Here is a 25,211-nt window from a genome sequence, read left to right as displayed (position 1 = left end):
GAATGCCGCAGCGCAACATGACCGATCTGTAAGCTGACAGCGCAGCGTCGACAGGACTACTGTCCCGCCGATCGACGAGGTCGATCCCAACCTCCAACCATGCTGAAAAGGCTAGATATTCTGGCCCCCAGGTGGACGGCGTCATGAGCATTTCATCAACGCAGCAAGCCAGTCGCAAACGGCAGCATCGCTCTCGGAGCATCGTGCTTTTGGCCGTACTCATTCTGCTTGGCGGCGGCTATGGCCTATGGCGCAACCATGCCCAGGCAAAGGCTGCCGCGAGCGCGGCGTCGGCGCAGCCCGCGCCCAAGGTTCCGGTCACTGTCGCCACGGTGCGGAGGGCCGATTTCCCACTTTATCTATACGGGCTCGGCACGGTGACGCCGCTGAACAGCGTCAGCATCTCGAGCCGTGTCGCCGGTGTCGTCGACCAGGTCCCGGTCGAGCAGGGGCAGATGGTCAAGCAAGGCGACTTGCTTGCCGAGATCGACCCTCGCCCCTATCAGGCCGCACTCGACCAGGCAAAGGCCAAGGAGGCGGAGGACGAAGCGACGCTCAAGAATGCGCAAGTGGTCCTCAAACGCCTCTCCACGCTCCTGCAAAAGACATTCGAAACCCAGCAGGATGTCGACAACCAGCAGGCGGTGGTCACGACCACCGCCGCCACGATCGAGGGCGACAAGGCGGCCATCGAGGCGGCGCAGCTCAACCTCGACTTCACCAGGATCACGGCGCCGCTGTCCGGTAAGACGAGCTTCCGCACCATCGATCCGGGCAACATCGTGCAGGCCGGCCAGAGTCCCGGGCTTTTCACTCTCGTGCAGCTTCAACCCATCTACGTGTCGTTCACGCAGCCGCAGGACGAGGTCGCGACCATCAACAAGGTTTTCACGGCCGGCCCCATGCCGATCGACACGCTTGGCGCGGATATGAAGACGGTGCTGGCCAGCGGTAAGCTGGAAGCGGTCCAGAACCAGGTCGACCAGGCCTCCGGCACGATTTCGCTCAAGGCGACATTCGCCAACCAGGACAATGCTTTGTGGCCGGGTCTTTCGGTCAACACGCGCATGCGCATCGGCACGATGTCAGGCGCGATCGTGGTGCCGGACGAAGCCGTCCAGCATGGCCCTGACGGGCTCTTCGCCTATGTCGTCGGCGACGACGGCAAGGTCCATCGGCAGACCGTCAAGACAGGTCCTTCGGATGGCGGCGAGACGGTCGTGACCGATGGTCTGAGCCAAGGGCAGCGTGTCGTGATCGCCGGCCAATACCGCGTGGTTGACGGCGCAAGTGTCGACGCCACGCCCCCACCCGGTGCCGGCCAGACGCAGGCTGGCACCGCGCAGCCCGGAGGTGCAAGCTGATGGCTGCGATCGGTGTTTCCACGCCTTTCATCCGCTACCCGGTCGCTACCTCGCTCCTGATGATCGGCGTGCTGTTCGTCGGCGTCGTCGCCTATCTCAACCTGCCGGTCGCGCCGATGCCCAACGTCGACTTCCCGACGATCCAGGTGTCAACCAGCCTGCCGGGCGCCGACCCGATCACCATGGCGTCGTCGGTGACCCAGCCGCTCGAGACGCAGTTCGCGCAAATCCCCGGCATTGCCGAAATGACGTCGAGCAGCCTGTCAGGCTCCAGCCAGGTCACGCTGCAATTCGCTCTCAACGTCGACATCGCATCGGCCGCCGGGCTGGTGCAGTCGGCCATCAACGCCGCCGGCGGACAATTGCCGAAGAACCTCCCCAATCCGCCCACCTATAGGGAGGTCAATCCGACCGACTCGCCGATCATGCTGATCGGGGCGAGCTCGACGGACTTGCCGCTGACGACGTTGAGCGACGACGTCTACACCAAGCTTGCGCAGGTGATCAGCCATGTCGACGGCGTCGGCCAGGTGCTGGTCGGCGGCCAGCAGACGCCGTCGATCCGGGTCCAGCTCGATCCGGCCAAGCTGGCGGCAAGGGGCCTGTCGCTCGAAGCGGTGCGCACCCCGCTCTCGATCGGCACCGTGGACCTGCCCAAAGGCAACATCCAGGGCGAGGTGCGCTCCTTCACCATCTTCTCCAACGATCAGATGACCGCGGCCGACGATTGGAACAACGCCATCATCGCCTATCGCGACGGCGCGCCGGTGCGGGTCAAGGATGTCGGCCGGGCGGTGCTCGACGCGCAGGACTACACCCAGGCCGGCTGGGCCGACACGACGCGCGGCGTCGTCCTCGTCATCTTCAAGGAGCCAGGCGCCAACATCATCGACACGGTCGACAAGATCAAGGCGGAGCTGCCGATGCTGACCGCCTCGATGCCGGCCTCGCTCAAATTGCAGGTGCTTTCGGATCGCACCCAGACCATCCGCGCTTCGGTAGCGGACGTGCAGTTCACGCTGATGCTCACCATCGGGCTGGTCGTGATGGTGATCTTCCTGTTCCTGCGCAATGTCTGGGCGACGGCCATCCCAGCCTTCACCGTCCCGCTGGCGCTGCTCGGCGCCTGCGGCCTGATGTGGTCCGCCGGCTATTCGATCGACAATCTGTCGCTGATGGCCTTGACCATCTCCATAGGCTTCGTCGTCGATGACGCCATCGTCATGCTGGAGAACATCGTCCGCTACATCGAGCATGGCGAGAAGCCAATGCAGGCAGCGATCCGCGGCGCCAGCGAGATCGGCTTCACCATCATGTCGATCTCGATCTCGCTGGTAGCGGTGCTGATCCCATTGCTCCTGATGAGCGGCATCATCGGTCGCCTGTTCAAGGAGTTCGCGGTGACGCTGGCCATGACCATTCTGGTTTCGGCCTGCGTTTCGCTGACGCTTACCCCGATGCTCGCCTCACGCTTCATCAAGCCGGCGGCCGAGGAACACCACGGCAGGCTCTACCGCTGGAGCGAAAGCGTCTTCGACGGCATGCTGCGCGCCTATGAGCGCGGCCTCGACCGGGCGCTTGCGCATCGTTTCATCACCCTTCTGGTGTTCCTGGGCTGCGTGGCGCTGACCGGCTATTTCTTCACCCTTGTCCCGAGCGGCTTCTTTCCGCAGCAGGATACCGGCCTGATTTTCGGCCAGGTGATCGCCGGCCAGGATGTCTCCGCCGGCCAGATGCAGTCCTATATGGCGCGGTTTGCCGGGATCGTCTCCAAGGATCCGGCGGTTGCGCATTTCGCGGCATCGACGGGCGGCAGCGGCAACACGCAGAACACCGGCCGCATGTTCATCCAGTTGAAGCCGCGCGACGAGCGCGACGCTTCGGCCGACCAGATCATCCGCCGGTTGCAGCCGAAACTCGCGGCCGTTCGGGGCGCGCGCCTGTTCATGCAAGCCTCGCAGGACGTGCGTGTCGGCGGCAAGCTGTCCGCGTCGCAATACCAGTATGTGCTGGAAAGCAGCGACCTCGACACGCTGGACAGCTGGGCGCCCAAGCTGTTGACGGCCTTGCAGCGCCTGCCCGAATTGCGGGACGTCTCGACCGATCAGATGAGTTCCGGCACCACGCTCACGCTGCAGGTCGATCGCGACCAGGCTGCTCGCTACGGCCTGACGGCCAACGACGTCGACAACACGCTCAACGACGCTTTCGGCCAGCGCCAGATCGCCCAATATTTCACCCAGCTTTCGACCTATGACGTGATCATGGAGGTGCTGCCGTCGCTGCGCGGCAACCTCAAGGCGCTCGACCAGATCTATCTGACGACATCGAGCGGTTCGCAGGTGCCGCTCTCGGCCATCGCCAAGTGGACGACGAAGCCGGTGCAGCCGCTGGTCATCAACCATGAAGGCCAGTTCCCGTCGGTGACGATCAGCTTCAACCTGGCGCCCAATGTAGCGCTGGGACAGGCCACCGCCGCGATCGACAGGACCGCCGCCGAGATGCGGCTGCCCGCCACCATCCAGACCAGCTACACGGGCACGGCCCAGGCCTTCCAGCAGTCGCTGTCATCCGTGCCGGTGCTCATCCTCGGCGCATTGGTCGTGGTCTATTTGATCCTCGGCATCCTCTACGAAAGCTACATCCACCCGCTGACCATTCTGTCCACCCTTCCCTCGGCCGGGCTTGGCGCGCTGGGAACGCTGCTCGTCTTCCACATGGAGTTCAACCTGATCGGCCTGATCGGCGTCATCCTGCTCATCGGCATCGTGAAGAAGAACGGCATCATGATGGTCGACTTCGCCATCGCGGCGGAACGGGACCAGCATCTCAGTTCGCTGGAGTCGATCCGCCAGGCCTGCCTGCTCAGGTTCCGCCCCATCATGATGACCACCATGGTCTCGATGCTCGGCGCGCTGCCGCTAATGCTGGAGAACGGCACCGGGGCGGAGATCCGCCAGCCCCTCGGCTACACGATGTTCGGCGGACTGCTCGTCAGTCAGGCGCTGACGCTCTTCACCACACCGGTGATCTATCTCTACCTCGACGATCTTTCGCATTGGCTGAGCTCGTTCCGCGGTCACGAAGAAAGCCATGACGAGCCGGAACTCCCGCTGGACGAGATCAGCCTTGCCCGACGCAAGCTGGCGGCCGAGTAGCGGCAGGCATCCCCAGAAGCCAGCAACATTCTTTCGTAAGCCATTGATCGCAATAGCGGTTGTCCGGCTGAATTGTCGGCGGAGCTCCGCCAGCATCCACATCCGATCGCCGTTCCCAGGCGACGCAACAAGGTCGTTGACAAGCAAATGCCTGAATAATAAGTTCGGTTACAGAACGAATTAATCCGAGGCCCGCCGTGAGCGATCTGCCGCGTATTTCCCGCCAGTTCTCGCAACGCTCCGTCATGGAGGCGATCGTCCACGGCGGGCCGATATCGCGGGCCTCGATTTCCAAGCTCACCGGCCTTTCGAAGCAGACGATTTCGGAAATCGTACGTGGCCTCGAGCAGGAAGGCTGGGTACAGGAGACCGGACGCACCAGCGGCCATGTCGGACGCACCGCCGTCACCTATGAGCTTGTCCACGACGCCGCCTACATTATCGCTGTCGACCTGGGCGGCACCAAGGTGCGCGTGGCGCTGACCGACCTCGCCTGCCAGATCTTCGCCGAAGCGGCGACGCCGACCGATCCGCGCGGCGGCCAGTTCATCATCGACCAGATCGCGGCGCTCGCCTTCCAGGCCGCGGCCAGGGAGCGGATTCCCCGCAAGAAAATCCGCCTTGCCGTCATCGGCGCGCCGGGCGCGCCTGACCCCGCGACCGGCCGCATCCTGCTCGCGCCGAACATCGCCGGCTTCGATGCCATGAATGTGCTTGACGCCTTTGAGAAGGCGCTCGGCGTCGCGGTGATGATCGAGAACGACGTCAATCTCGCCGTGCTTGGCGAGAATTGGCTGGGCCAGGGCCAGGGTATCGACAATCTCGCCTATATCGCGCTTGGCACCGGCGTCGGCAGCGGCCTGATGCTGGGCGGCCATCTGGTGCGCGGCGCCACCCATGCGGCGGGCGAAATCGGTTTCATGCCGATCGGCGCCGATCCGTTCGCCGCGGAATCGCTGCGCACCGGCGCTTTCGAGCGGGCGGTGGCGACGCATGCGATGACCGAGCGCTACAGATCCCTGACCGGCACCCAGGTCGCGGTCCCCGCGATCTTCGAGAATGCCGCAACAGGCGACAAGGCAGCGCTCATAGTGCTCGACGAGACGGCGCGCTATCTGGCGCAAGGCATCGCCGCGATCGCCGCCGTCGCCAATCCGGAAAAGGTAATACTGGGCGGCTCGATCGGCCTCAGGCCGGAAATCCTCTCACGCGTCAAAGCCTTGATACCGCTCTGCTTCCCCTACCCTGTCACCGTCGAGGCGGGCGAGCTGGGCGCGCGGGCGGCGCTGATCGGCGCCGCCGCGATCGGCCTTGGCCAGCTGCACAACACGCTCTTCGGCGTCGACGCGCCGGACGGCCGGATTTCACTTCCCACCGCCCAGGCGGCTGCCCTGAAGGAGGTCGTGCTGTGACCAGCGACATCACAACCCGGCTGCGCGCCGCTCTCGATTCCGACCAGGCGCTGGCGCTGTTCAGGGGCGCGATCGGCCGCGACAGCATCACCGGCAATGAAGCGAATTTCGTCGACTTCCTCGAAGCGAAAATGCGTGAGCTGGGACTGAGCGGCTTGAGCCGCGCGGATTTCCTGCCCGGCAGGCCGAACATCTGGGGCGAGCGCAAGGGAACTGGCCAGGGCAAGCGCCTGCTGTTCATCGGCCATACCGACACCGTCCATGTCGACGGCTGGCGCGAGCATTGGGCCGGCACCGAGCGCGAGGACCCGTTCGGCGCGCCCATCGTCGACAACGCGGTCTGGGGCCGCGGCTCGGGCGATCTCAAGGCCGGCATCACCGCCTCGCTGGCGGCGCTCTCGCTGCTCTACAAGGCCGGCATTCGCCTCAAGGGCGATGTCGCCTTCGCCTTCGTCGGCGATGAGGAAAGCGGTCAGCCCGGCACCGGCGTCTCCGCCGGCATCAAGCATTTCGTCGAGCGCATCGAGGCCGGCGAGGTCGCGGCGCCCGACTTCACCGTCTATGTCGAGCCGACGCGGCTTGCCGTCTACGCCGCGCAGATCGGCTTCTTCATCACCGACATCACGATCACCGGCAAGTCGGCCTATTTCGGCGTGCCGGAGCTCGGCAAGGATGCGCTGCGCGCCGCGCATGCCGCAATGACGGCGCTCTGGAAGCATTCGGACGCGGTGGCTGCCCGCGCCGAGCACAAGCTCACCGGGCGCGGCTTCCTGCTGATCACCGGCCTAACCGGCGGCGGCTATATCGCCGTGCCCGAGCGATGCACGCTGTCGCTGATCCGCAAGCTCCTGCCGGGCGAGGACCTCGACACGGCCGCCGCCGAGATAGAGGCCGCGGTGCGCGGCGCGATCACCGATCCGGAGATCACCGTCGAGTTCGCCTATCCGGCCGGTCGCGACCACAGGCTGGGCGGCACCGCCGCCGAGATCGACGAGACGCGCGCCGAAGTCGCCCTGCTTTCGGACTCGATGGCAGGCGCCATGGGCGGACGCGGCATGATCGAGGGCGCGCCCTTCTGGTCGGAATCCTCGTTCTTCGTCAATCGGCTGGGCATTCCCGCCGTCTATTGCGCGCCGGGCGACATCCGCAACTGCCACACTTTCGAGGAGCACGTCGATGTCGAGGAATACCTCGCCGGCATCGTCGGCTTCGCAGCCTTCATGGCCCGCTATTGTGGCGTGGCCGACTGAAAGATCAACGAAGCAGAAAATGGGAGACTGAAACATGCTGATGAAGAAATGGATTGCCGCCACCCTGGCCGGCGGGTTGATGCTCGCCGCCGGCGCGGCTCACGCGCAGACGGTCGGACCGCAGGGCGAGACCGCCACCCCGAGTTCCAGCCTGACGCTGAGCGATGCCGACATCGCGGCCCTGAAGGACAAGGGCTACAAGGCAGCCCTTCTGTGGCACACCTCTTCCGACTTCACCAACGCGGTGACCGCGGGCGCCACGGACGAGTTCGCCCGGGCCGGCATCTCGATCGCGGTCAAGACCGACGCGCAGTTCGACGCCGCCCGCCAGCGCAGCGACATCGAGACCGCGCTCGCCGCCAAGCCGAACGTCATCCTGGCGTTGCCTCTAGACCCTGTCACTTCCGCCGAAGCCTTCCGCCAGGCGGTCAAGGATGGCGTCAAGCTGGTGTTCCTGTCCAACCTGCCCAAGGATTACAAGCAAGGCACCGACTACGCCTCGATCGTCACCGACGATCTCTACCAGATGGGCAAGCAGGCGGCCGATGCCATGGCCAAGGCCATCGGCGGCAAGGGCAAGGTCGGCTATATCTTCCACGACGCCAATTATTACGTCACCAACCAGCGCGACCAGTCCTTCAAGAAGACCATCGAGAAGGATTATCCCGACATCAAGATCGTCGCCGAACAGGGCATTTCCGACCCGGCCCGTGCCGAGGAACTGGCCAATGCAATGCTGCTGCAGCATCCCGAACTCGACGGCATCTATGTAACCTGGGCCGAGCCCGCCGACGGCGTGCTTTCGGCGCTGCGCGGCGCCGGCAACACGCACACCAAGATCGTCACGCTCGATCTTGCCGAGCCGGTCGCCCTCGACATGGTCAAGGGCGGCAATGTCGCGGCACTCGTCGCCGATAAGGCCTATGAACTCGGCCGCGCCATGGCCGCCTCCGGCATGAAGTCCCTGCTCGGCCAGCAGACGCCCGCCTTCGTCGTGGCGCCGGCGCTGACCGTAACCAAGGAAAATGTCTCCCAGGGCTGGAAGGATTCGTTGAACCGCGATGCACCGCAGTCGGTGCTCGACGCGGCCAAGTGAAGCCCACGCTCCGGCTCGGCTTACCGGGCCGGAGCTCTCTTCCTGAACAAAAAGGGGAACCGATATGCGCAAAGCATTGAGTATCATGACTGTATTGGCGAACCTGTTCGCCGCTCACGCCTTCGCCGCCGAAGGCGTCACCACCGGCCCGAACGGCGAGAAGCCGGTTCCGGCGGCCTCGCTGACGCTGACAGAGGCGCAGGAGCAGCAGATCAAGGACGGCAAGTTCACCGCAGCTCTCGTCTGGCACGAGATGAGCGAGTACACCAATGCCGTCAACGCCGGCGCGCGCGACGAGTTCAAGCGTCTCGGCGTCGAAGTGGTGGCGCAGACCGACGCCGGCTTCGACGCCGCGCGCCAGAAAGCCGATGTCGAGACGGTGATGGCCAAGAAACCGTCGATCATCCTGTCGCTGCCGGTCGATCCGGCGACCGCCGCCTCGGTCTACGACCCGGCCCGACAGGCCGGCGTCAAGCTCGGCTTCGTCGACAATTGCCCGGCCGGCTACAAGCAGGGCACGGATTACGTCGCCATCGTTTCGGACGACCTCTTCCAGATGGGCAACAAGGCCGGCATCGCCATGGCCGAGGCGCTCGGCAAGAAGGGCAAGGTTGGCTACATCTTCCATGACGCCGACTTCTACGTCACCAACCAGCGCGACGGCGCCTTCAAGAAGACGATCGAACAGGATTATCCCGACATGAAGATCGCCGCCGAGGCCGGGATGGCCGACCCGGCGCGCAGCGAGGACATCGCGCAGGCGATGATCACCCAGCATCCGGACCTCGACGGCATCTATGTCACCTGGGCCGAGCCGGCTCTCAGCGTGCTCTCCGCATTGCGCGCCGCTGGCAACAAGCACACCAAGATCGTCACGCTCGACCTCAACGAACCGGCCGCGCTCGATATGGTCAAGGGCGGCAACATCGCGGCCCTTGTCGCCGACGAGGCCTACTCGATCGGCGTGACGCTGGCGCGTGCCTCGGCTGGTTCCCTGGTCGGCCTGAAGGCCGAGCCTTTCTATGCCGTCGATTCCATTGCCGTCACCAAGGAGACGGTGAAGGAAGGCTGGAAGAAGTCGCTCAACAAGGATGTGCCCGCGACCATCGCGGACGCCATGAAGTAAACGCGGTGGCAGGCTGCGAAGCACGCATCATCGGAGATCGAACATGTTCAGTGCCAACACCAGTACCGAGGTGGGCAGCCTCGCTAGCCGTTTCAATCTGCAGCAATATGTCGTCTATCTCGGCTTTCTGGCGATCTTCCTGTTCTTCGCTATCATATTGCGGGACAGCGGCTTCCTCACCGTCCGCAACCTCTCCAACATCGTGCTGCAGACGGCGCCGGTGACGATCATGGCGATAGGCCTCGTCTTCGTCATGTCGGCCGGCGAGATCGACCTTTCGATCGGCTCGATCGTCGCGGTGGCGGCGCTCGCCGCCGCCGTCACCATCGCCTCCTATGGGATGGCGGCGGGCATCGTCGCCGGCCTGGGTGCCGGAATCCTGATCGGCCTCATCAACGGCGCGCTGGTCGCCTATGTAAGGCTGCCGTCCTTCCTGGTGACGCTGGCGACGATGGGCCTGTTCGCCGGTGTCTCGCGCTCGATGACCGATCTTCGTTCGATCTCGGTCACCAACGAGACCTTCACCGGTTTCTTCGGCTCGGGGTCGCTGCTCGGCGTGCCGTCGCTGATCTGGTGGACGGTCATTGCCATCGCCATCGGCCACCTCGTCTACCGTGAGACGCGTTTCGGCGCCCATGTGCTGGCGACCGGCGACAACGCCCGCGCGGCGAGCGTCTCGGGCATCAGCGTGCCCAAGATCAGGCTCGCCGTGCTCACCATCAGCGGCGGGCTCGCGGGGCTTGCCGGACTGCTCTACGCCGGGCGCCTGCAAGCGGCGAAATACACGCTCGGCGAGACCGACCTGATGACGGTGATCGCTGCCGTCATCGTCGGCGGCACGCTGCTCAACGGCGGCAAGGGCTCGATCGTCGGCGCTCTCGTCGGCTCGCTGATGATGGGCATGCTGAACAACGGGCTGATCCTGATGGGCCTTTCGGTCTCCGACCAGATGATCGTGCGCGGCCTGATCATCCTCACCGCCGTCGCCGTGTCGCTGCGCGACAAATCCCGCTGAAGGAATCTTTTCTATGTTTCTCGACGTTCTGCGCCGCCGCAATCCCGCTTTCATCGAGGCGGCGATCGGCCTTCATCAGCAAGGCAAGCTGCCGGCCAATGCCTATGTGCTCGATCTCGACACGGTCGAGCACAATGCGGCGGTCCTCAAGCAGGAAGCCGACCGGCTCGGCCTGAAGATTTTCGCCATGACCAAGCAGGTCGGGCGCTCGAGCTCATTCTGCAAGGCGGTGATGCGCGGCGGCATCGAACGCGCCGTGGCGGTCGACATGGCCTGCGCGCGCGCCACGCACAAGGCCGGGATGAAGCTCGGACATCTCGGCCATTTGCAGCAGATCGCGAAATTCGAAGCGGAGGCGGCGGCGAGCACCTTCCAGCCCGATTACTGGACCGTCTTCAACGACACCAAGGCCGAGGAAGCAGGCAGGGGCGCCGAGGCCGCCGGCCATGTCCAGGACCTGCTCGCCCGCATCGCGGCCGAAGGCGACATTTTCTACCGCGGCCATGAAGGCGGCTTCGACGCCGGCGAGGTCGTCGGCGTCGCCGACCGGCTCGATGCCGTTCCGGGCGGCCGCTTTGCCGGTATCACCACCTTCCCTGCCCTGCTCTTCGACCATGCCGCGCGAAAAGTGTTGCCGACGCCCAATCTTGCAACGCTGAGCAAGGCCGCCGAGGCGCTCTCAAAGGCGGGGCGCAGGGAGATCGAAATCAATGCGCCTGGCACGACGTCGAGCGTCATGCTGGCCGCGCTGGCCGAAGCCGGCGCCACGCAGTGCGAGCCCGGCAACGGCCTGCACGGCACCACGGCGCTGCATGTCATGGAAGACCTGCCGGAATTGCCTGCGGTGCTCTACCTCACCGAGGTCTCGCATCTGTCGGGCGGCAAGGCCTACTGCTTCGGCGGCGGCTTCTATATCGACCCGATCTTCCCGGACTATGACGTCAAGGCGATCGTCTCGGCCGAACCAACCACCACAGCCTCGGCGCTCAAAAGCGTCGAGGTGCCGCCGCCCTCGGCGATCGACTACTACGCCATGATCGACGCCTCCGGCGTGAACGCCCCCAAACCCGGCGACAGCGCCATCTTCGGCTTCCGCGGCCAGGCCTTCGTCACCCGCGCCTATGTCGTCGGCGTCTCAGGTATCTCGAAGGGCGATCCGAAGGTCGAAACCATCGAGAACGGCTTTGGCGAACCCTATGCCTGGCCTGTCTAGGAGATGACGATGAACGCGCCCATTCTGCAGCTTCAGGATATCCGCAAGAATTTCGGCGGCATCACCGCGATCGAGAACTTCTCGCTCGAAGTCTTTCCGGGCGAGATCGTGGCGCTTGTCGGCGACAACGGAGCCGGCAAGTCGACGCTGGTCAAGATCGTCTCGGGCGTGCATCCGCCTTCCTCCGGCACGATAGCCATCGAGGGCAAGCCGGTGACGATGTCGAACGCCACCATGGGGCGTGCGCACGGCATCGAGGTGGTCTATCAGGATCTCGCTTTAGCCGACCAGCAGACCGTCTACATGAACATGTTCCTCGGCCGCGAGCCGCTGAACCGCTTCGGCTTGCTCGACCGCCGCCGCATGATCGCCGAGACGGAAAAGCTGGTGAAGGAGCTCGACGTACGCATCCCTTCCGCGCATGCCACCATCCGCGACCTCTCCGGCGGCCAGCGCCAGGGCGTCGCGATCGCCAGGGCGACGCACTGGGCGAGCAAGCTGATCCTGCTCGACGAGCCGACGGCCGCCCTTGGCGTCGCTGAGACCGCCAAGGTGGAAGAAATCGTTCTGTCGCTGAAGCAGCGCAATGTCGGCATCCTGATCATCAGCCACAGCCTCGACCAGGTGTTCAAGCTGTCGGACCGCGTCTGCGCCTTGAGGCGCGGCAAGCAGATCGGCGTGCGCGAGACGAAGAAGACCGACAAGAACGAGATCATCGCCATGATCACCGGCCTGCAGCAGCAATAGCGGCGTAGCGCTTGGCCGGCTTAGGCGACGAGATTGCGGCTGGCCGCTGGCGTGGCCGGCTTCCCGAAATTGGCTTCGAGCCAGGCAATGGCGCTCGCGACATCTTCGATGGCGAAGCGCGCCGCGGTCTCGCCTTGCGGCTTGACGCGGATCGAGATCCCACCCGCGGCGTTGACCGTGTCGAAGCCGTTCTCGTCGGACGTATCGTCGCCGAGGAACACCGGACGCCTGCCGGTGAACGGATCGAGCTGCATGAAGCGCCGGATCGCGGCGCCCTTGGCCGCTTCGAGCGGCATCAGCTCGACGCCCGCATTTCCGGCGATCACGCGGTAGCCTTGCGGCAAACGCGCAAGTGCTGCCTCGACCAATTCCGTCGCCCGCGCCAGAAGCTGCGGGGCGGCTCTCGTGTGGATGGCGAGCACCGGCCCCTTGCGCTCGACATAGACGGCCTTGCTTGCCAGCTCGAGTTCGATCTCGTCGGCGAGCGCCGCCATATCCGCCGGCTCGTCGGCGGCTTCGATCTTTCCGTCCGGCGCGAGCCTGTGTTCCAGCCCGTAGAGGCCGGCGATTCGCAGTTTCAACGGGTCGAACAGATGGTCGACGGCTGCTATCGAGCGCCCTGTGATGAAGGCGAGCGCACCGTTGAGCCGCCGCTCGATCATCGCCAGGAGAATGCGCAACTCCTCGCTGACCGAGACGGCGTCGGGATGCGCCGCATGCTCCAGCAAGGTGCCGTCGATATCGAGGAAAAGCGCCCACCGGCCTCCGGGCAGCGGCGGGGTAAGGTCTGCTTGAATGGTCATCGGAATCCGACTGCCTGTTTGCGTTCGAACATGGAGACGACATTGTCCCCGGTGGGGCCGGTCGGCCGGTCGTATAAGGCGGTGACCCGGTCGAGGTCGCCACGCTTTCTCAGCCGCGCCGCGTCGAGCAGCATGCTGCCGGCCCAGCGGTAGACATTGTTGTCGCGCACGATGTCGCGCATGCGCCGCATGCGCTCGTGCTGCTCGTCCGTTCCCATGGTCAGCGCCTGCAGCATCGTCTCGCTCATCATCGCCGCGTCGTAAGGATTGACGATCAGCGCCTCCAGCAATTCGCGCGAGGCGCCGGCGAAGGTGCTGAGCAGCAGCACGCCCTGCTCGTCGTCGCGCGACGCCACGAACTCCTTGGCGACGAGATTCATGCCGTCATGCAGACTGGTGACGAGGCAGATGTCGGCGGCGCGATAAAGCTCATAGACCGAGGCTTGCGCATGGTGCTCGGCCACCATGACAACCGGCTGATAGGATTTGCTGCCGTAGCGCTGGTTGAGTTCGTCGGCATAGCGCAGGCATTCGTCGTGAAGCTGCTTGTAGGCAGGCAGCGTGCCCCGGCTTGGTGCAGCGATCTGCAGGAATACCACGTTGCCGACCGTTTCTGGATGACGGATGAACAGTTCCTCAAGCGCATGGAAGCGATCGAGGATGCCTTTGGTGTAATCGAGACGCTCGACGCCGACGCAAAGCTTGGCGCCTGCTGGAATTCTGAACCGCTTGCGCACGCGCGCCCTGCACTCCTCGACGCTCGGAAGAGTTTTCAGCAGCTCGACCGGCCACTCGATCGAGATCGGATAGGAATGCACCAGCGTCACCTGGCCGCCATAGGAAATGGCAGCGTCGGCTCGCTCGATCCGGCTTTCCATGAAACGGTCGACGCTTTCGGTGAAGTTGTTGGCGTGGAACTGGGTGTGGAAGCCCACGATCGAGCTGCCGAGCAGGCCGTCGAGGATGCGCTCGCGCCACGGGCAGATGCTGAACACTTCCGAGTTCGGCCACGGTATGTGCCAGAAGGTGATGACGATCGCCTCCGGCAGGCGCTCGCGGATCATGCGCGGCAGAAGCGCGAAGTGATAGTCCTGGACCAGCACGATCGGCCGCTCGTTGCGCGCCTCGGCAACCACCGTCTCGGCGAATTTGCGGTTGACGGCCTCATAGGCCTCCCAGTCCGATTCGCGGAAGATCGGACGCGTGAACGCGATGTGGCAGAGCGGCCACAGCCCCTCATTGGCGAAGCCAAGATAATAGCCTTGATATTCGTCGTCGCTCAGCCAGACGCGGCGCAGCGTGTAGGAAGGATTGCCGGGCGGCACTTGCATACGGTCGTTCCTGTCCACCACCGTCCGGTCCGCGCTGCCGCCGCCATAGGCGATCCAGGTGCCGGCGCAAGCGCGCGTGATCGGTTCCAGCGCCGAGACCAGCCCGCTCGCCGGCACGACAAGCTCGACGTCGCCGTCCCTGGTTTCGTTGTGGATATAAGGCTCGCGATTGGAGACGATGATGACCTGCGCATCCGGCAACTCATCCGCGAGGATCTTGCGCAACGTCTCCGGCGACCATGTAACCAGCGCCGCGTCGACCGACTGCCCGTTCTTCTCGAATTCGCGCAGCACCTTGCGCGCGGCCTCGGTGGCAAAGTCGTCGCCGGAAGCCGGCGAAGCCGCGGCCCTCGGGTGATTGCGGCGGTATCGGGATATCGAAATGAAAATCGCGAATGCGGAAAGTCCAAGGCTTGCCAGAATGAGGACCAGTAACAGAACGCTATATTGTGTCATTGAAATGCCAGGCTGCCTCCGGCTGTCCGCTCTTTTGTTTTTCGTTCTTGCCGGCTGCGGACGGCAGACCGGTCCAGCTGTGCAACGCACGAACCGGCCAGGGGTTCCGACATTTTTCGATTGTTGAACGCGGGCTTGCGACGCCTTCTTCTAAGTCCGCACGATAAGCGGCACCTGACCTTCATGACGATCGGAAAGGAAGGCGGCGACACGGTCGCCTACCCGCTGGAAGGTCAAGTCGACGACCTTGTCCCCGACGCTCAGATGCCGGAGCATGAGGGTGTCGATACCGATCGGCAGCCTTGGGCGCGTGACATGCAATTCGCCTTCCCAGCCATCGATTTCCAGGCCCAGACAGGCCTGCATCAGCATGAAGGTGGAGCCCGCCGACCAGGCTTGCGGCAGGCAGGCTACCGGATAGGCGATTGGCGCTTCGCCCGGCGCCCGGGCGAAGCCGCAGAACAGTTCTGGCAGCCGCATATTGAAATGCACGGCCGATTCGAATGTGCCGCTCATCAGCCGCACCACGCTGTCGCGTTCGCCGTAGCGCGCCAGGCCCACGCCGCAAAGCGCGGTATCGTGCGGCCAGATCGAGCCGTTGTGGTAGGACATCGGGTTGAAGAACACCGCATCGTCGGCGAGCGTCCGCAGTCCCCAGCCGGAATGGAAGGCGGCCGACAGCAATTGGTCGGCGACCAGCCTGGCGCGCTCGGGCTGCGGCAGCCCGACGAAAAGCAGGTGCCCGGCATTTGTCGTTCGAACCTTGCAGGGCTGGCCTTCGCCATCGATGGCCAAGGCGTAGAAATTCAGGTCGTCCAGCCAAAAATCGCGTTCCACGGCGACCCGCATTTCCTCGGCGCGGTTTTCCCAGTGCTCGGCATCCGCGAATTCGCCGCGGCGGCGCGCGAGCGCCGCCAGGCCGCGGAAGGCGGCAAAGACATAGCCTTGCACCTCGACCAGTGCGATCGGCCCCTTGGGGATGCGGCCGTCGGCGTGGAAGACCGAATCGAAGCTGTCCTTCCACCCCTGGTTGGCGAGGCCGGACTCGGCGGCGCGCTGGTAGGTGACGAAGCCGGTGGCGCGGCTCGCCTCCTCCGTCCATTCGGCGGCAGCCTTCAGCGAGGGCCAAAGCTTGTCGATGAAGGCCATGTCGCCGGTGCGGTCGGCATAGGCGGAAGCCAGATGGATATAGAGCGGCGTGGTGTCGACACCGCCGTAATAGCGGCCGAAGGGAAGCTCGCGCAGCGCCGCCATCTCGCCCTTGCGTGTCTCATGCATGATCTTGCCGGGCTGGGAATCGCTGAACGGCGAAGTCTCCGTCGCCTGATGCTCGGCCAGAAAAGCCAGCACGCCGCGCGCCAGTCCGGGATTGAGCCAAAGCATCTGCAGGCTCGAGATCACGCCGTCGCGGCCGAACGCGGTCGAAAACCACGGGATGCCGGCATAGGGATAAGGCCCGGTCGAAAGCTCGGTGGTGAGCAGCGCCACATCGGCGCGGGCGCGCTCGACCCAATCGTTGAACACGCGCCCCGAGCTGTGCACCGTGGCACCGTGCCTGCGCTTGGCGCGCATGCCGAACCGCGCGCGCGCCGCCGCGGCGCGGAAGCGGTCGCGATCGGGCGCGTCGGCGACCGCGGGGCCGACCTCGACGTAAAGCACCTTTTGACTGCGCTTGGTCACGGCGATGAGGAAATCGGCGCGATTGTCGCTCAACTGGTCTGGCGCCTGCGAAAAGGAGATTGCCGAAAGTCGCGGCAAACCGTCCAGGCCATCATAGCCGAGCAGGACCGAGGTCTTGTCCGTCTTGGCGATATGCGTGGTGCCCCGCTTCACCCGGGTTGAGCCGCGCACCTCGAACATGTCGCGAAAGTCGGCGGCGAAATGCAGCGAGGCGGTGATGGTAGAATGCTCGCGGCTGTAGTTGGAAAGCGTGATGCGCTCGAACAGCCTGTCCTGCCAGATCAGCCTGACGCGCTCGATATGGATCGCGCCCTGCGGCATATCGCGGCCGGCAGCGCTTTGAATAGGCAGGTTGGTCAGGTTGGACGTGAACAGCACATTGTCCTGGCTGAGCGATGCGCCGAGCAGCGACATCGGCCTGCCGCCGATGGTCAGCCGGAATTCGGACAGCACGCGCGTGTCATCGCGGAAGAAGCCGTCGCCGGCGCCCCTGATGTCGCCATAGGCGTCGGCGACGGCGAAGCAGTCGCCCTGCTTGAGAGCAAAAAGCCGGTGCGGTTCTCGCGGCGCCGTCTCGTCGAGCGAGGAAAGGGCCACGGCAGGATCGAGCTTGCGCTCGTCGAGCTCCGTCATTCGTCACCTCTTTCGGTTGCCCCACCCTAGAGCATGATGCCGAAAAGTGTGAAGCGGTTTTCGGACGACATCATGCTCTATCTCTTTGATTTAGTGCCGGATTCAGATTTCAGGTCGAACAGGCCTGAAATCATCCAAGGTCAGGAGGCCTTGGCCTCCGGCATGCCGGTCAGACGCATATAGGCAGAAAGGTAGTCGCGCGCCATTCTTGTCGCCGAGAACCTTTTCTCGAAGACTGCCCTCACCTGCCGCCGGTCGAGTTCGAGAAGCGCGGGCATCGATGCGACCGCATCGTCGACATTGGCCACGACGAAGCCAGTGACGCCATTGTCGACGATCTCCGGCAGGGCGCCGTTGTTCCAGGCGATCACCGGTGTGCCGCAGGCCATGGCCTCGATCGCGACGAGGCCGAACGGTTCCGGCCAGTCGATTGGAAACAGCAGGCCTGTCGCATTGCCCAGGAATTCGGCCTTCTCGTCTTCCGTGATCTCGCCGACATAGTCGATGCGGTCGCCATCGATGAGCGCCTCGATGTTGTCACGGAAATAAGCGCGGTCGTCGTCGCCGATCTTGGCCGCCAGCTTCAACTTCAAGCCGGACCGCCGCGCGATCTCGATGGCGCGGTCCGGCCGCTTGTCGCGGGACAGGCGTCCGAGGAAGGCCAGATACGGCTCTTCCGCTTGCGGCTGATAAGTCGGCTGATAGGCGTCGAGCGGCAATCCGTGATGGATCGTGGCGAGCCAATTTGCGTCGGGCAAACCGCGCTTCTGGCTCTGCGAAATCGAGATCATCGGGAAACGCGGAAAACGTTGGTACGCCGGCGCCAGGTCGACATAGTCGAGCCGGCCATGCGGCGTTGTCACCGTGCGACCCGCAATCTCTTCGAAAAACGGAAAATGCAGGAAGTGGCTGAGATGGAAATGGATGACGTCGAATTCGCCGGCGCGTTCGCGCACATCGGCGAGCATCGCCAGATGCGCGGCGATTTCCGATTTCTTCGGCCGCGGGTCGAGGCGGATCGCCTGGTCGCGACCCGGCACCAGTCGCGCCGATGTCTCGCTGTCGCCGCTCGCGAACAGCGTGACGTCATGCCCGAGCCCGACCAGTGCTTCGGTAATGTAGAAGACGATCCGCTCGGTGCCGCCATAAAGTTTCGGCGGCACGGATTCGTAGAGCGGCGCGACATGGGCTATGCGCATCGGGTCCCTCGACTGCTGACGCGAAGCAAAATGCGTCAGCCGCGAGATCGTTCCTGCCCAATTGGTCGCGGGTCAAAGCAATTCCAGGAAAAGTGCGAAGGGTTTTCCGTCCGGAATTGCGTAAAACAATCTTGGCTCAAGACCTACGACCACGCCGCGCCAGCATGTTCACCACCACCAAATTCCGATATTTCGGCTGCGAGCCTGCGGGCTGGCCCAGGCTTTTGGCCAGTTGCTGGTCGTCGATATAATTAAATCAACTTGATTTTCTAAAGTAGCAATCTACAGTTCCGTGACTGGTAACGACCGCATGACCCTCAAAAAAGCCATCTCCGGCACAAATCTCGAGCAGGCGAAATCGCACAATCGGCGCGTTGTGATCGAAGCGATCCGCGTCAACGGCGCGCTGTCACGGGCCGCGATCGCGAGGCTGACGGCGCTGTCGTCGCAGACCATCTCCAACATCGTCGAGGAATTGGAAGCGGCCGGGCTGCTGCGTCCTGAAGCAACGCTGAAAGGCGCGCGCGGCCAGCCTGCCGTTCCCTACTCCATCAACCCGGATGGCGGTTATTCGATCGGCCTGCAGCTCGACCACCAGCTAGCCGTTGGCGTCGTCACAGATCTTTCCGGCGCCGTCCGCGCGCGCATCGAGAGACATGTCGACCGGCCGACTCCCACTGAGGCCATGCCCCTGCTTGCCGCGATCTCAAGCGACCTGATCGCAACCTGCCGACTGGACCGGACAAGACTGCTTGGCGCCGGCATGGCGATGCCCGGGCCGTTCGGCGTCGAAGGCATGACTTCGGTCGGCCCGACGGCCCTTCCCGGCTGGCACGACTTTCCGGTCGCCGACGAGCTGGAACGGCTCACAGGCATCACCGTCACCGTCGAGAACGACGCCACGGCTGCGGCCATCGGCGAGCGGCTTTATGGCGTTGCACGCAAGCTCGGCAGCTTTGTCTATCTCTTCATCGGGACGGGCCTCGGCGCCGGCCTTTTCCTCGACGGTCATCTCTACAAGGGCTCTCGACACAATGCCGGCGAGATCGGCCACATCATCGTCAAGCCAGGCGGCCTGCCCTGCGATTGCGGCAAGCGCGGCTGCCTCGAGCGCTACGTCTCGCTGCGCGCTGCCTATGACAAGCTCGACCTGCCGGATCCCGACCATGCCTCTCCCGACCTGCTGGAAGAGCTTTTGGCAAAGGGCGACAGCCGGTTCGAAGCCTGGCTCGCCGAGGCGGTCGATCCGCTGCGGCAGGCGATCGATATCCTGGAAATGGCGCTCGATCCCGAGACCGTCGTGCTCGGCGGCTTCATGCCGCTGCCTGTGATCGAGGCGCTGGCCGGCCGGCTCGAACCGCTCCATCTCTCGGTGAGCTCGACCAGAGCCCGCGTCGCGCCACGCGTCGTGGTGGGCGCCGCGGGAAAGGACACGTCCGTCCTCGGCGCCGCGGCCTTGCCGATCTTCTCGGAAACCAATCCGCAGTTCGACGTGCTGCAGAAGCCGGTGGGCTAAAGCAATTCCAGGAAAAGTGTGACGCGGTCAGGCTCGGCGGCTTCGCCGTAGCCTTCCGTCCGGAATTGCGTCGAAACAAGGCACTATCGCGTCTGGCGTCCGGTCAGCCGCTCGAGCCCGAGCAGCAGCAACAGCGTCACGGCGACGAGCACCATGGTCAGCGCCGCGCCCGCGAAGACGTCGCCGCGATCGGTCAGGCTGAAGATCGATACCGGCAGCGTCACCCAGCCCGGCGGATAAACCATCACCGTCGCGCCGAGCTCGCCCATCGACAGCGCGAAGCTCAAGCCGAAGGCGGCGACCAGGTAAGGCGTGAGCAACGGCAGCGTGACATGCCAGAGTCGGTACGCAGGACGCGCCCCGAGGCTCGACGCCACTTGCTCGAAGTCCGGCGAAAGCCGCGCCAGCCCGGCCGAGACATTGCCGAAGGTGAAGGCCGAGATCAGCACGAAATGCGCGATCATGACGATGGCAATCGTACCGTTGAGCAGCAGCGGCGGATGGCTGAAGGCAACCAGCAGGCCGAGACCCACGGACACCGAAGGCACCGCGCTTGGGATGAAGAACAAAAGCCCGAGCACTCTCGCCAGCGTGGCGTCCTGGACACGCAGCGCGAGCGCCGCCCAAGTGCCGCTGACCAGGGCCAGCGCGCTGGCAAGACAGCCGGTGATCAGACTGGCCTGCATCGCTTTCCACGCGGCGCCCTGCATGACATCGCTATAGTGTTCGACCGTCAGTCCGCTCGGCAGCACGCCGTTCCACTGGTCGGCCAGGCTGGAGAGCAGGATGACGGCGAGCGGAGCCAGGAACAAGACGCCGAACAACAGCGCGAAGACTGTCCAGATCAGCATGCGACCGGGGCGCGACCAGACCAGCATCTTTATGCTCCCAGCCGGCCGGCGGCGAACCGGTAGAGGCCGAACAGCCCGAGCGACAGCGCGATGTTGATGACGGCGATGATGCAGGCGACCTGATAGGCCGATTCCTGGATGGCCTTGCTGTAGATGAGCAGCGGCAAAGTGATGACGCCCTTGGCGCCGATGAACAGCACGATGCCGAATTCGTTGACCGTCAACAAAAGACAGAGGCTGCCGCCGGCAATCAGCGCCGGAACGGCGGCGGGCAGAATGACCTGGCGAACGATGCGGAACGGCCGCGCGCCAAGCACGCTCGCCGCTTCGATCTGGCCGCGATCGACCAGCGAAAACGCAGCGAGCAGCGGGCGCAGCACGAAGGGCGAGTAGACGGTGACCTCGGCCAGGACCACGCCCCAGGTCGAGTAGAGGAAGTTGACGGGCGGCGCCTGCAACGAGAACACTTCCATCAGCCCGGCGTTGAGCATGCCGGCCGAGCCGTAGAGGAAGGTGAAGGCAAGCGTCACCAGGAAGGTCGGCAAGGCGATGAAGGTGTCGATCAGCCGGGCGATCACGCCGCTGCCGGGAAACGGCACGAAGGCGAGGATCAGCCCCAGCACCAGTCCGACGATAAGGCATCCGGCGGTCGCGGCGACCGAAATGGTGATGGTGTTGATGAGCGCGTTGAGGAAGAAGCGCGCATGCAGCACACGCACGAATTCGGCGACATTGGCCATGCCGCTGTCGTCGGTAAAAGCCTGCTGGACGATCAGCACCAGCGGATAGAAGAACAGCAGCGCCAGCAGCGCCGCCGGCGGCACAATCCAGAGCCGGCCGGGCACCTTTCTGGTTATCTGCGCGGGAAGGATGGCCGCGTCAGCCACGGATGTCTTCCGGAACGAGCGAGGTGTCGCCGGGCGTAAAGAACAGCGGCATCGCCGAGCCGCGCTCCGGCAGGCTCACCGGCAGCCTGGTCGCCGAGACGCGCACCGGCGTGCCGTCGACATCGAGCACCAGATGGGTGAGTTCGCCTTGCCAGTGCACTTCCTTCAGCGTGCCGACGATCCGGTTGGTGTGTTCCTCGTCGCCGGTGAGGCTGAGATGCTGCGGCCTGATGCAGAGCAAGGTCTTGTCGCCGGGCTTTTCGCCGCGCGCGGCGCCCGCAAGCAAGACATCGCCGAGCTTCGCCTTGGCCAGTCCCTTCGGCCCGGCGCCTTCCGCGACCGTGACCGGCAAAAGATTCGCGCGGCCGAGGAACTCGGCCGTGAAGCGGTTCGGCGGTCGGCGGTAAAGCTCCCCCGTCGGCCCGTGCGAGGACACCCTTCCGTCGCGCATGATGGCGATCTTGTCGGCAAGCGTCAGCGCTTCGGTCTGGTCGTGGGTGACATAGAGAATCGTCAGTCCAGGCAGGTCGCGATGCAGCTTGGCGATCTCCTCGACCATGTTGCGCCTGATCTGCGCGTCCAGCGCCGAAAGCGGCTCGTCGAGCAGGAGCACGCGCGGCCTGACCGCAAGCGCCCGCGCGATGGCGACACGCTGCTGCTGGCCGCCGGAAAGCTCCCGTGGATAGCGCTTGGCAAAGCCCGACATGCCGACGGTCGCAAGCGAGTCCTTGACGCGCTCGGCAACCAGCGCCTTGTCGGCGCCTTGGGCTCTCAGACCAAAGGCGACGTTGTCTTCGACCCGCATATGCGGAAACAACGCGTAGTTCTGCACCACCATGCCGAGCCCGCGCTCATAGGGCGGGAGATCGGTCACGTCGGTGGCGCCGATGCGGATGCGGCCGCTGGCCGGCCGGACGAAGCCGGCGACGGCCCGGAGCGCCGTCGTCTTGCCGGAGCCGGAGGGCCCGATCATCGCCAGGATCTCGCCAGGCGCGATGTCGAGCGTCAGCGGATGCAGCACGACATGCCCGCCATAGGCGACACTGACCTTGTCGAAGTGGACATTGGAGCCGGCGCCGCGAATTTTCGCGGCGTCGACGTCCATGACATTGCTTCCCGTGAAAGCGGGCACCGACATGGCTGCTCCTCCGGATTTGCCCACCAGAAGATCAACTTCCCGTCGCTTCGTTCCACTTCTTGACGTAGTCGGGCAGCTTGATGAGCGCATCGTCCCAGTTCGGCGCCCAGATGGTCACGCCCTTCATCGCCTCCTGCGCCTTGGCGAAATTGGTGTCGTCCGGCTTCACGTCCTTGCGGGCCGGCATGCCGAGCGCGACCGAGCTTACCGTCGACTGCGCTTCCTTGGACAGCAGGAACTCGATCAGCTTCTTGCCGTTGTCGCTGTTGGGCGCGCCGGTGACCAGGCCGATTTCATAGGGCAGCGCGAACGTGGAGCGGGTGCCGTCCGGACCCGCGGGCCAGAACACCTTGATGTTCGGATTGTCGGCCATCTGCGACATGTTCATCTGCAGGTCGCCATTGGCCACATGCAGCTCGCCCTTGTTGACCAACGCGGTCAGCTTGCCGGTCGAGGCGGACGGGCCGACATTGTTGTCCTGCAGCTTCTTCATGAATTCGAAGCCCGCATCCTCGCCGCCGAAGGCGTGGATGATCTCAAGCATGACGGCGGTGCCGTCGCCGGCCTGGCCGGGCGTCGAATACTGGATCTTGCCCTTGAATTTCGGATCGAGCAGGTCGTTGTAGCTCTTCGGCGCTTCCGACAGCACGGCGCTGTTGTAGATGAAGTTCATGTAGTTGTTGACCAGCGGCCGGTACTTGTCGGTGCCGCCATCGATCTGGTCGGAGCCTTCGGGCTTGAAATCCTGCAGCAAGCCGTCGGCTGCGGCACGCTGGATGAAGGGGGGCAGCGTGACGAGAACGTCGGCCTGCGGGTTCGACTTCTCCTTGGCGACGCGTTCGACGACGCCGCCCGAACCGCCCTCGATATACTGCACGGTGATGCCGGTGGCCTTGGTGAAGGCGGCGAACTCGGTCTCGTACCAGCTGCCATTGCCGTCATGCAGGCCATCGGCCGAGTAGATGGTGACGACGCCGTTGGCGAAAGCCGGCGCGACGAGCGCCGACGAGCCCAACAGTGCCGCGGTAAAGGCCAGAGCTACGGTGAGATTTCGCGATTTCATGGTCAGTTCCCCTTTGATTGAAAGGCACAATCTGCGACGCACTCGTGATGGCATTGGTCGGCCCGCCAAGGGCTCAGTAGCGCTGGTGCATGTCGTCGTTGTGTCAACTTTGAGGGTCGCCGATCGATAAGTAAAATCTATTTATTTTATGACAGGCAAGTCTCTACTGATATTTGTCACGGAACTGTCGCATGGCCGTTGCAGGGCGTGTTCTCCTGCACTCCTGGTTGCGATACCTCACGGAAATGACGGATTCTTCAGCGAAATTCGACGCCCGTCGTCTGCGCGCGCAAGCGCGGGTCCCGCGAGCGGATCGTTACCGGCCGACCTTCGAGCAGCTCGAAACAGCGGGCCAAAGTGTCATCCTCAAGCCGGCGCATCGCCTCATGCGTGAAGAAGGTGAGGTGCGGAAACAGGATCACATTGTCGCGATCGAAAAGCGCGCTCATCGGATGACCGGACCTGGCCAGCGGCTCCAGCGAGTAGACGTCGAGCCCGGCTGCGGCGATGCGTCCGGCAACGATCGCTTCGACAAGCGCTGCCTCGTCGATCAGCGCCCCGCGCGAGACGTTGATGAGGATGGCCGAAGGCTTCATACAGGCGAGTTCTCGGCCGCCGATCAGGCCGCGTGTCTGCTCGTTCAGGACGCAGTGGATCGACACGAAATCGCAGGCGCCGAGCATGGCATGCAAATCGTCGATCTTCTTGATCCCCGCATCTTGCATTGTCGCAGCGTCGATGCCCGGATCGAAGCCGAGCACCCGCGCCCGAAACCCGTGCCCGGCCATGCGCGCCATGCTGCGGCCGATCTTGCCGCAGCCCACCAGGCCAAGTGTCGATCCGGAGATGTCGCGTCCGAGCCAGCGCTGCTCGGGCCAGATCCAGCCGTCGCGCGAGACAGCGGCCGTAATCGCCGGCAGCCGTTTCGCCAGCGCGATCATCAACGCGAAGGCGCCCTCGGCCACCGTCTCCTCGGCATATTCGGGAACATTGACGACCGGAATGCCACGCCGCGTCGCCGCCTGGATATCGATGGCGTCGATGCCCACGCCGTATTTGACGATGCCCTTGAGTTTGGGCGCCGCCTCGATGACGCGCGCGGTGATCGGAGTGTAGCACATCAGGATGAGGTCGGCATCGGCGACCGCCGCCATCAGCTCGGCTTCCGGAATTCCGTCCGGCAACGTCACCAGTTCGACACCGCGCGCCTTCAGGCCCGTGTCGATCCCCGGGCATTCGAGCTCCCTGTCGGTGCGGACAGCCTTCATCGGGT

The 25,211-nt window shown here is 64.4% G+C and carries 19 protein-coding genes; 10 read left to right on the top strand and 9 right to left on the bottom strand.

Annotated elements, in window-relative coordinates; all coding sequences use genetic code 11:
- Positions 1 to 203: 203 nt before the first annotated feature.
- The 9 genes from FJ430_RS14925 to FJ430_RS14885 all read left to right on the top strand — a co-directional run bounded on the left by FJ430_RS14925 (position 204) and on the right by FJ430_RS14885 (position 12,381).
- Complete coding sequence (locus FJ430_RS14925; protein WP_226892201.1) at positions 204 to 1,364, top strand: efflux RND transporter periplasmic adaptor subunit; 1,161 nt, start codon at positions 204 to 206, stop codon at positions 1,362 to 1,364.
- Complete coding sequence (locus FJ430_RS14920; protein WP_140706608.1) at positions 1,364 to 4,522, top strand: efflux RND transporter permease subunit; 3,159 nt, start codon at positions 1,364 to 1,366, stop codon at positions 4,520 to 4,522. The genes FJ430_RS14925 and FJ430_RS14920 overlap by 1 nt, the downstream gene beginning before the upstream one ends.
- Positions 4,523 to 4,719: 197 nt before the next feature.
- Positions 4,720 to 5,934 carry an ROK family transcriptional regulator gene (locus FJ430_RS14915; RefSeq protein WP_140706610.1) on the top strand — a complete coding sequence of 405 codons (1,215 nt, stop codon included), beginning with the start codon at positions 4,720 to 4,722 and terminating at the stop codon, positions 5,932 to 5,934.
- Entirely contained in the window at positions 5,931 to 7,184 is a 1,254-nt protein-coding gene (locus FJ430_RS14910; protein WP_140706612.1) for a M20 family metallopeptidase, read from the top strand. Before FJ430_RS14915 ends, FJ430_RS14910 begins: the two co-directional genes overlap by 4 nt.
- Before the next feature lie 34 nt (positions 7,185 to 7,218).
- Positions 7,219 to 8,280 carry a substrate-binding domain-containing protein gene (locus FJ430_RS14905; protein ID WP_140706614.1) on the top strand — a complete coding sequence of 354 codons (1,062 nt, stop codon included), beginning with the start codon at positions 7,219 to 7,221 and terminating at the stop codon, positions 8,278 to 8,280.
- 85 nt (positions 8,281 to 8,365) lie between these two features.
- On the top strand, positions 8,366 to 9,406 hold the full coding sequence (locus FJ430_RS14900; RefSeq protein ID WP_226892200.1) for a substrate-binding domain-containing protein: 1,041 nt from the start codon (positions 8,366 to 8,368) through the stop codon (positions 9,404 to 9,406).
- Between the two features lie 43 nt (positions 9,407 to 9,449).
- Complete coding sequence (locus FJ430_RS14895; protein WP_140706619.1) at positions 9,450 to 10,421, top strand: ABC transporter permease; 972 nt, start codon at positions 9,450 to 9,452, stop codon at positions 10,419 to 10,421.
- A 13-nt stretch (positions 10,422 to 10,434) separates the two neighbouring features.
- The gene (locus FJ430_RS14890) at positions 10,435 to 11,634 is read left to right on the top strand and encodes an alanine racemase (protein ID WP_140706620.1); all 1,200 of its coding nucleotides are present in this window, start codon (positions 10,435 to 10,437) and stop codon (positions 11,632 to 11,634) included.
- Between the two features lie 3 nt (positions 11,635 to 11,637).
- Positions 11,638 to 12,381 (top strand): ATP-binding cassette domain-containing protein, encoded by a 744-nt coding sequence (locus FJ430_RS14885; RefSeq protein WP_140706622.1) that lies wholly within the window; start codon positions 11,638 to 11,640, stop codon positions 12,379 to 12,381.
- A gap of 20 nt (positions 12,382 to 12,401) precedes the next feature.
- Here the strand turns inward: FJ430_RS14885 and otsB are convergent, their stop codons facing one another.
- The 4 genes from otsB to FJ430_RS14865 all read right to left on the bottom strand — a co-directional run bounded on the left by otsB (position 12,402) and on the right by FJ430_RS14865 (position 18,483).
- Positions 12,402 to 13,184 (bottom strand): trehalose-phosphatase, encoded by a 783-nt coding sequence (gene otsB, locus FJ430_RS14880; RefSeq protein ID WP_140706624.1) that lies wholly within the window; start codon positions 13,182 to 13,184, stop codon positions 12,402 to 12,404.
- Positions 13,181 to 14,971: an alpha,alpha-trehalose-phosphate synthase (UDP-forming) gene (locus FJ430_RS14875; RefSeq protein ID WP_140706626.1), complete on the bottom strand. Its 1,791-nt coding sequence runs from the start codon at positions 14,969 to 14,971 to the stop codon at positions 13,181 to 13,183. Before FJ430_RS14875 ends, otsB begins: the two co-directional genes overlap by 4 nt.
- Before the next feature lie 150 nt (positions 14,972 to 15,121).
- Positions 15,122 to 17,284, bottom strand: coding sequence for an amylo-alpha-1,6-glucosidase (locus FJ430_RS14870; protein ID WP_140640140.1), 2,163 nt, complete (start codon positions 17,282 to 17,284; stop codon positions 15,122 to 15,124).
- Between the two features lie 140 nt (positions 17,285 to 17,424).
- Positions 17,425 to 18,483 (bottom strand): glycosyltransferase family 4 protein, encoded by a 1,059-nt coding sequence (locus FJ430_RS14865; protein ID WP_140706628.1) that lies wholly within the window; start codon positions 18,481 to 18,483, stop codon positions 17,425 to 17,427.
- A 310-nt stretch (positions 18,484 to 18,793) separates the two neighbouring features.
- Between FJ430_RS14865 and FJ430_RS14860 the strand changes: the two genes are divergently transcribed.
- Positions 18,794 to 19,999, top strand: coding sequence for an ROK family transcriptional regulator (locus tag FJ430_RS14860; protein WP_140706630.1), 1,206 nt, complete (start codon positions 18,794 to 18,796; stop codon positions 19,997 to 19,999).
- Positions 20,000 to 20,082: 83 nt separating this feature from the next.
- Here the strand turns inward: FJ430_RS14860 and FJ430_RS14855 are convergent, their stop codons facing one another.
- From FJ430_RS14855 to FJ430_RS14835, 5 genes are all read right to left on the bottom strand, one after another.
- Positions 20,083 to 20,877: an ABC transporter permease subunit gene (locus tag FJ430_RS14855; RefSeq protein ID WP_140640146.1), complete on the bottom strand. Its 795-nt coding sequence runs from the start codon at positions 20,875 to 20,877 to the stop codon at positions 20,083 to 20,085.
- A gap of 2 nt (positions 20,878 to 20,879) precedes the next feature.
- Positions 20,880 to 21,737 carry a 2-aminoethylphosphonate ABC transporter permease subunit gene (locus FJ430_RS14850; protein ID WP_140706632.1) on the bottom strand — a complete coding sequence of 286 codons (858 nt, stop codon included), beginning with the start codon at positions 21,735 to 21,737 and terminating at the stop codon, positions 20,880 to 20,882.
- Positions 21,730 to 22,875 carry an ABC transporter ATP-binding protein gene (locus FJ430_RS14845; RefSeq protein WP_140706634.1) on the bottom strand — a complete coding sequence of 382 codons (1,146 nt, stop codon included), beginning with the start codon at positions 22,873 to 22,875 and terminating at the stop codon, positions 21,730 to 21,732. The genes FJ430_RS14850 and FJ430_RS14845 overlap by 8 nt, the downstream gene beginning before the upstream one ends.
- A gap of 31 nt (positions 22,876 to 22,906) precedes the next feature.
- Positions 22,907 to 23,938: a 2-aminoethylphosphonate ABC transporter substrate-binding protein gene (locus FJ430_RS14840; protein ID WP_140706636.1), complete on the bottom strand. Its 1,032-nt coding sequence runs from the start codon at positions 23,936 to 23,938 to the stop codon at positions 22,907 to 22,909.
- 257 nt (positions 23,939 to 24,195) lie between these two features.
- Positions 24,196 to 25,206, bottom strand: a complete 1,011-nt coding sequence (locus FJ430_RS14835; RefSeq protein ID WP_140706638.1) for a 2-hydroxyacid dehydrogenase — start codon at positions 25,204 to 25,206, stop codon at positions 24,196 to 24,198.
- Between the last annotated feature and the right edge of the window lie 5 nt (positions 25,207 to 25,211).

Source organism: Mesorhizobium sp. B2-8-5 (assembly GCF_006440675.2).
Lineage (GTDB): Bacteria > Pseudomonadota > Alphaproteobacteria > Rhizobiales > Rhizobiaceae > Mesorhizobium.
This window is presented reverse-complemented; position numbering and strand designations above follow the sequence as displayed.

Coding starts and splice junctions, on each gene's coding strand:
- FJ430_RS14875 (WP_140706626.1), bottom strand. CDS start 14,971: ATGACACAATATAGCGTTCTGTTACTGGTCCTCATTCTGGCAAGCCTT.
- FJ430_RS14870 (WP_140640140.1), bottom strand. CDS start 17,284: ATGACGGAGCTCGACGAGCGCAAGCTCGATCCTGCCGTGGCCCTTTCC.
- FJ430_RS14855 (WP_140640146.1), bottom strand. CDS start 20,877: ATGCTGGTCTGGTCGCGCCCCGGTCGCATGCTGATCTGGACAGTCTTC.
- FJ430_RS14890 (WP_140706620.1), top strand. CDS start 10,435: ATGTTTCTCGACGTTCTGCGCCGCCGCAATCCCGCTTTCATCGAGGCG.
- FJ430_RS14920 (WP_140706608.1), top strand. CDS start 1,364: ATGGCTGCGATCGGTGTTTCCACGCCTTTCATCCGCTACCCGGTCGCT.
- FJ430_RS14905 (WP_140706614.1), top strand. CDS start 7,219: ATGCTGATGAAGAAATGGATTGCCGCCACCCTGGCCGGCGGGTTGATG.
- FJ430_RS14895 (WP_140706619.1), top strand. CDS start 9,450: ATGTTCAGTGCCAACACCAGTACCGAGGTGGGCAGCCTCGCTAGCCGT.
- FJ430_RS14900 (WP_226892200.1), top strand. CDS start 8,366: ATGACTGTATTGGCGAACCTGTTCGCCGCTCACGCCTTCGCCGCCGAA.
- otsB (WP_140706624.1), bottom strand. CDS start 13,184: ATGACCATTCAAGCAGACCTTACCCCGCCGCTGCCCGGAGGCCGGTGG.
- FJ430_RS14860 (WP_140706630.1), top strand. CDS start 18,794: ATGACCCTCAAAAAAGCCATCTCCGGCACAAATCTCGAGCAGGCGAAA.
- FJ430_RS14840 (WP_140706636.1), bottom strand. CDS start 23,938: ATGAAATCGCGAAATCTCACCGTAGCTCTGGCCTTTACCGCGGCACTG.
- FJ430_RS14845 (WP_140706634.1), bottom strand. CDS start 22,875: ATGTCGGTGCCCGCTTTCACGGGAAGCAATGTCATGGACGTCGACGCC.
- FJ430_RS14865 (WP_140706628.1), bottom strand. CDS start 18,483: ATGCGCATAGCCCATGTCGCGCCGCTCTACGAATCCGTGCCGCCGAAA.
- FJ430_RS14835 (WP_140706638.1), bottom strand. CDS start 25,206: ATGAAGGCTGTCCGCACCGACAGGGAGCTCGAATGCCCGGGGATCGAC.
- FJ430_RS14885 (WP_140706622.1), top strand. CDS start 11,638: ATGACGATGAACGCGCCCATTCTGCAGCTTCAGGATATCCGCAAGAAT.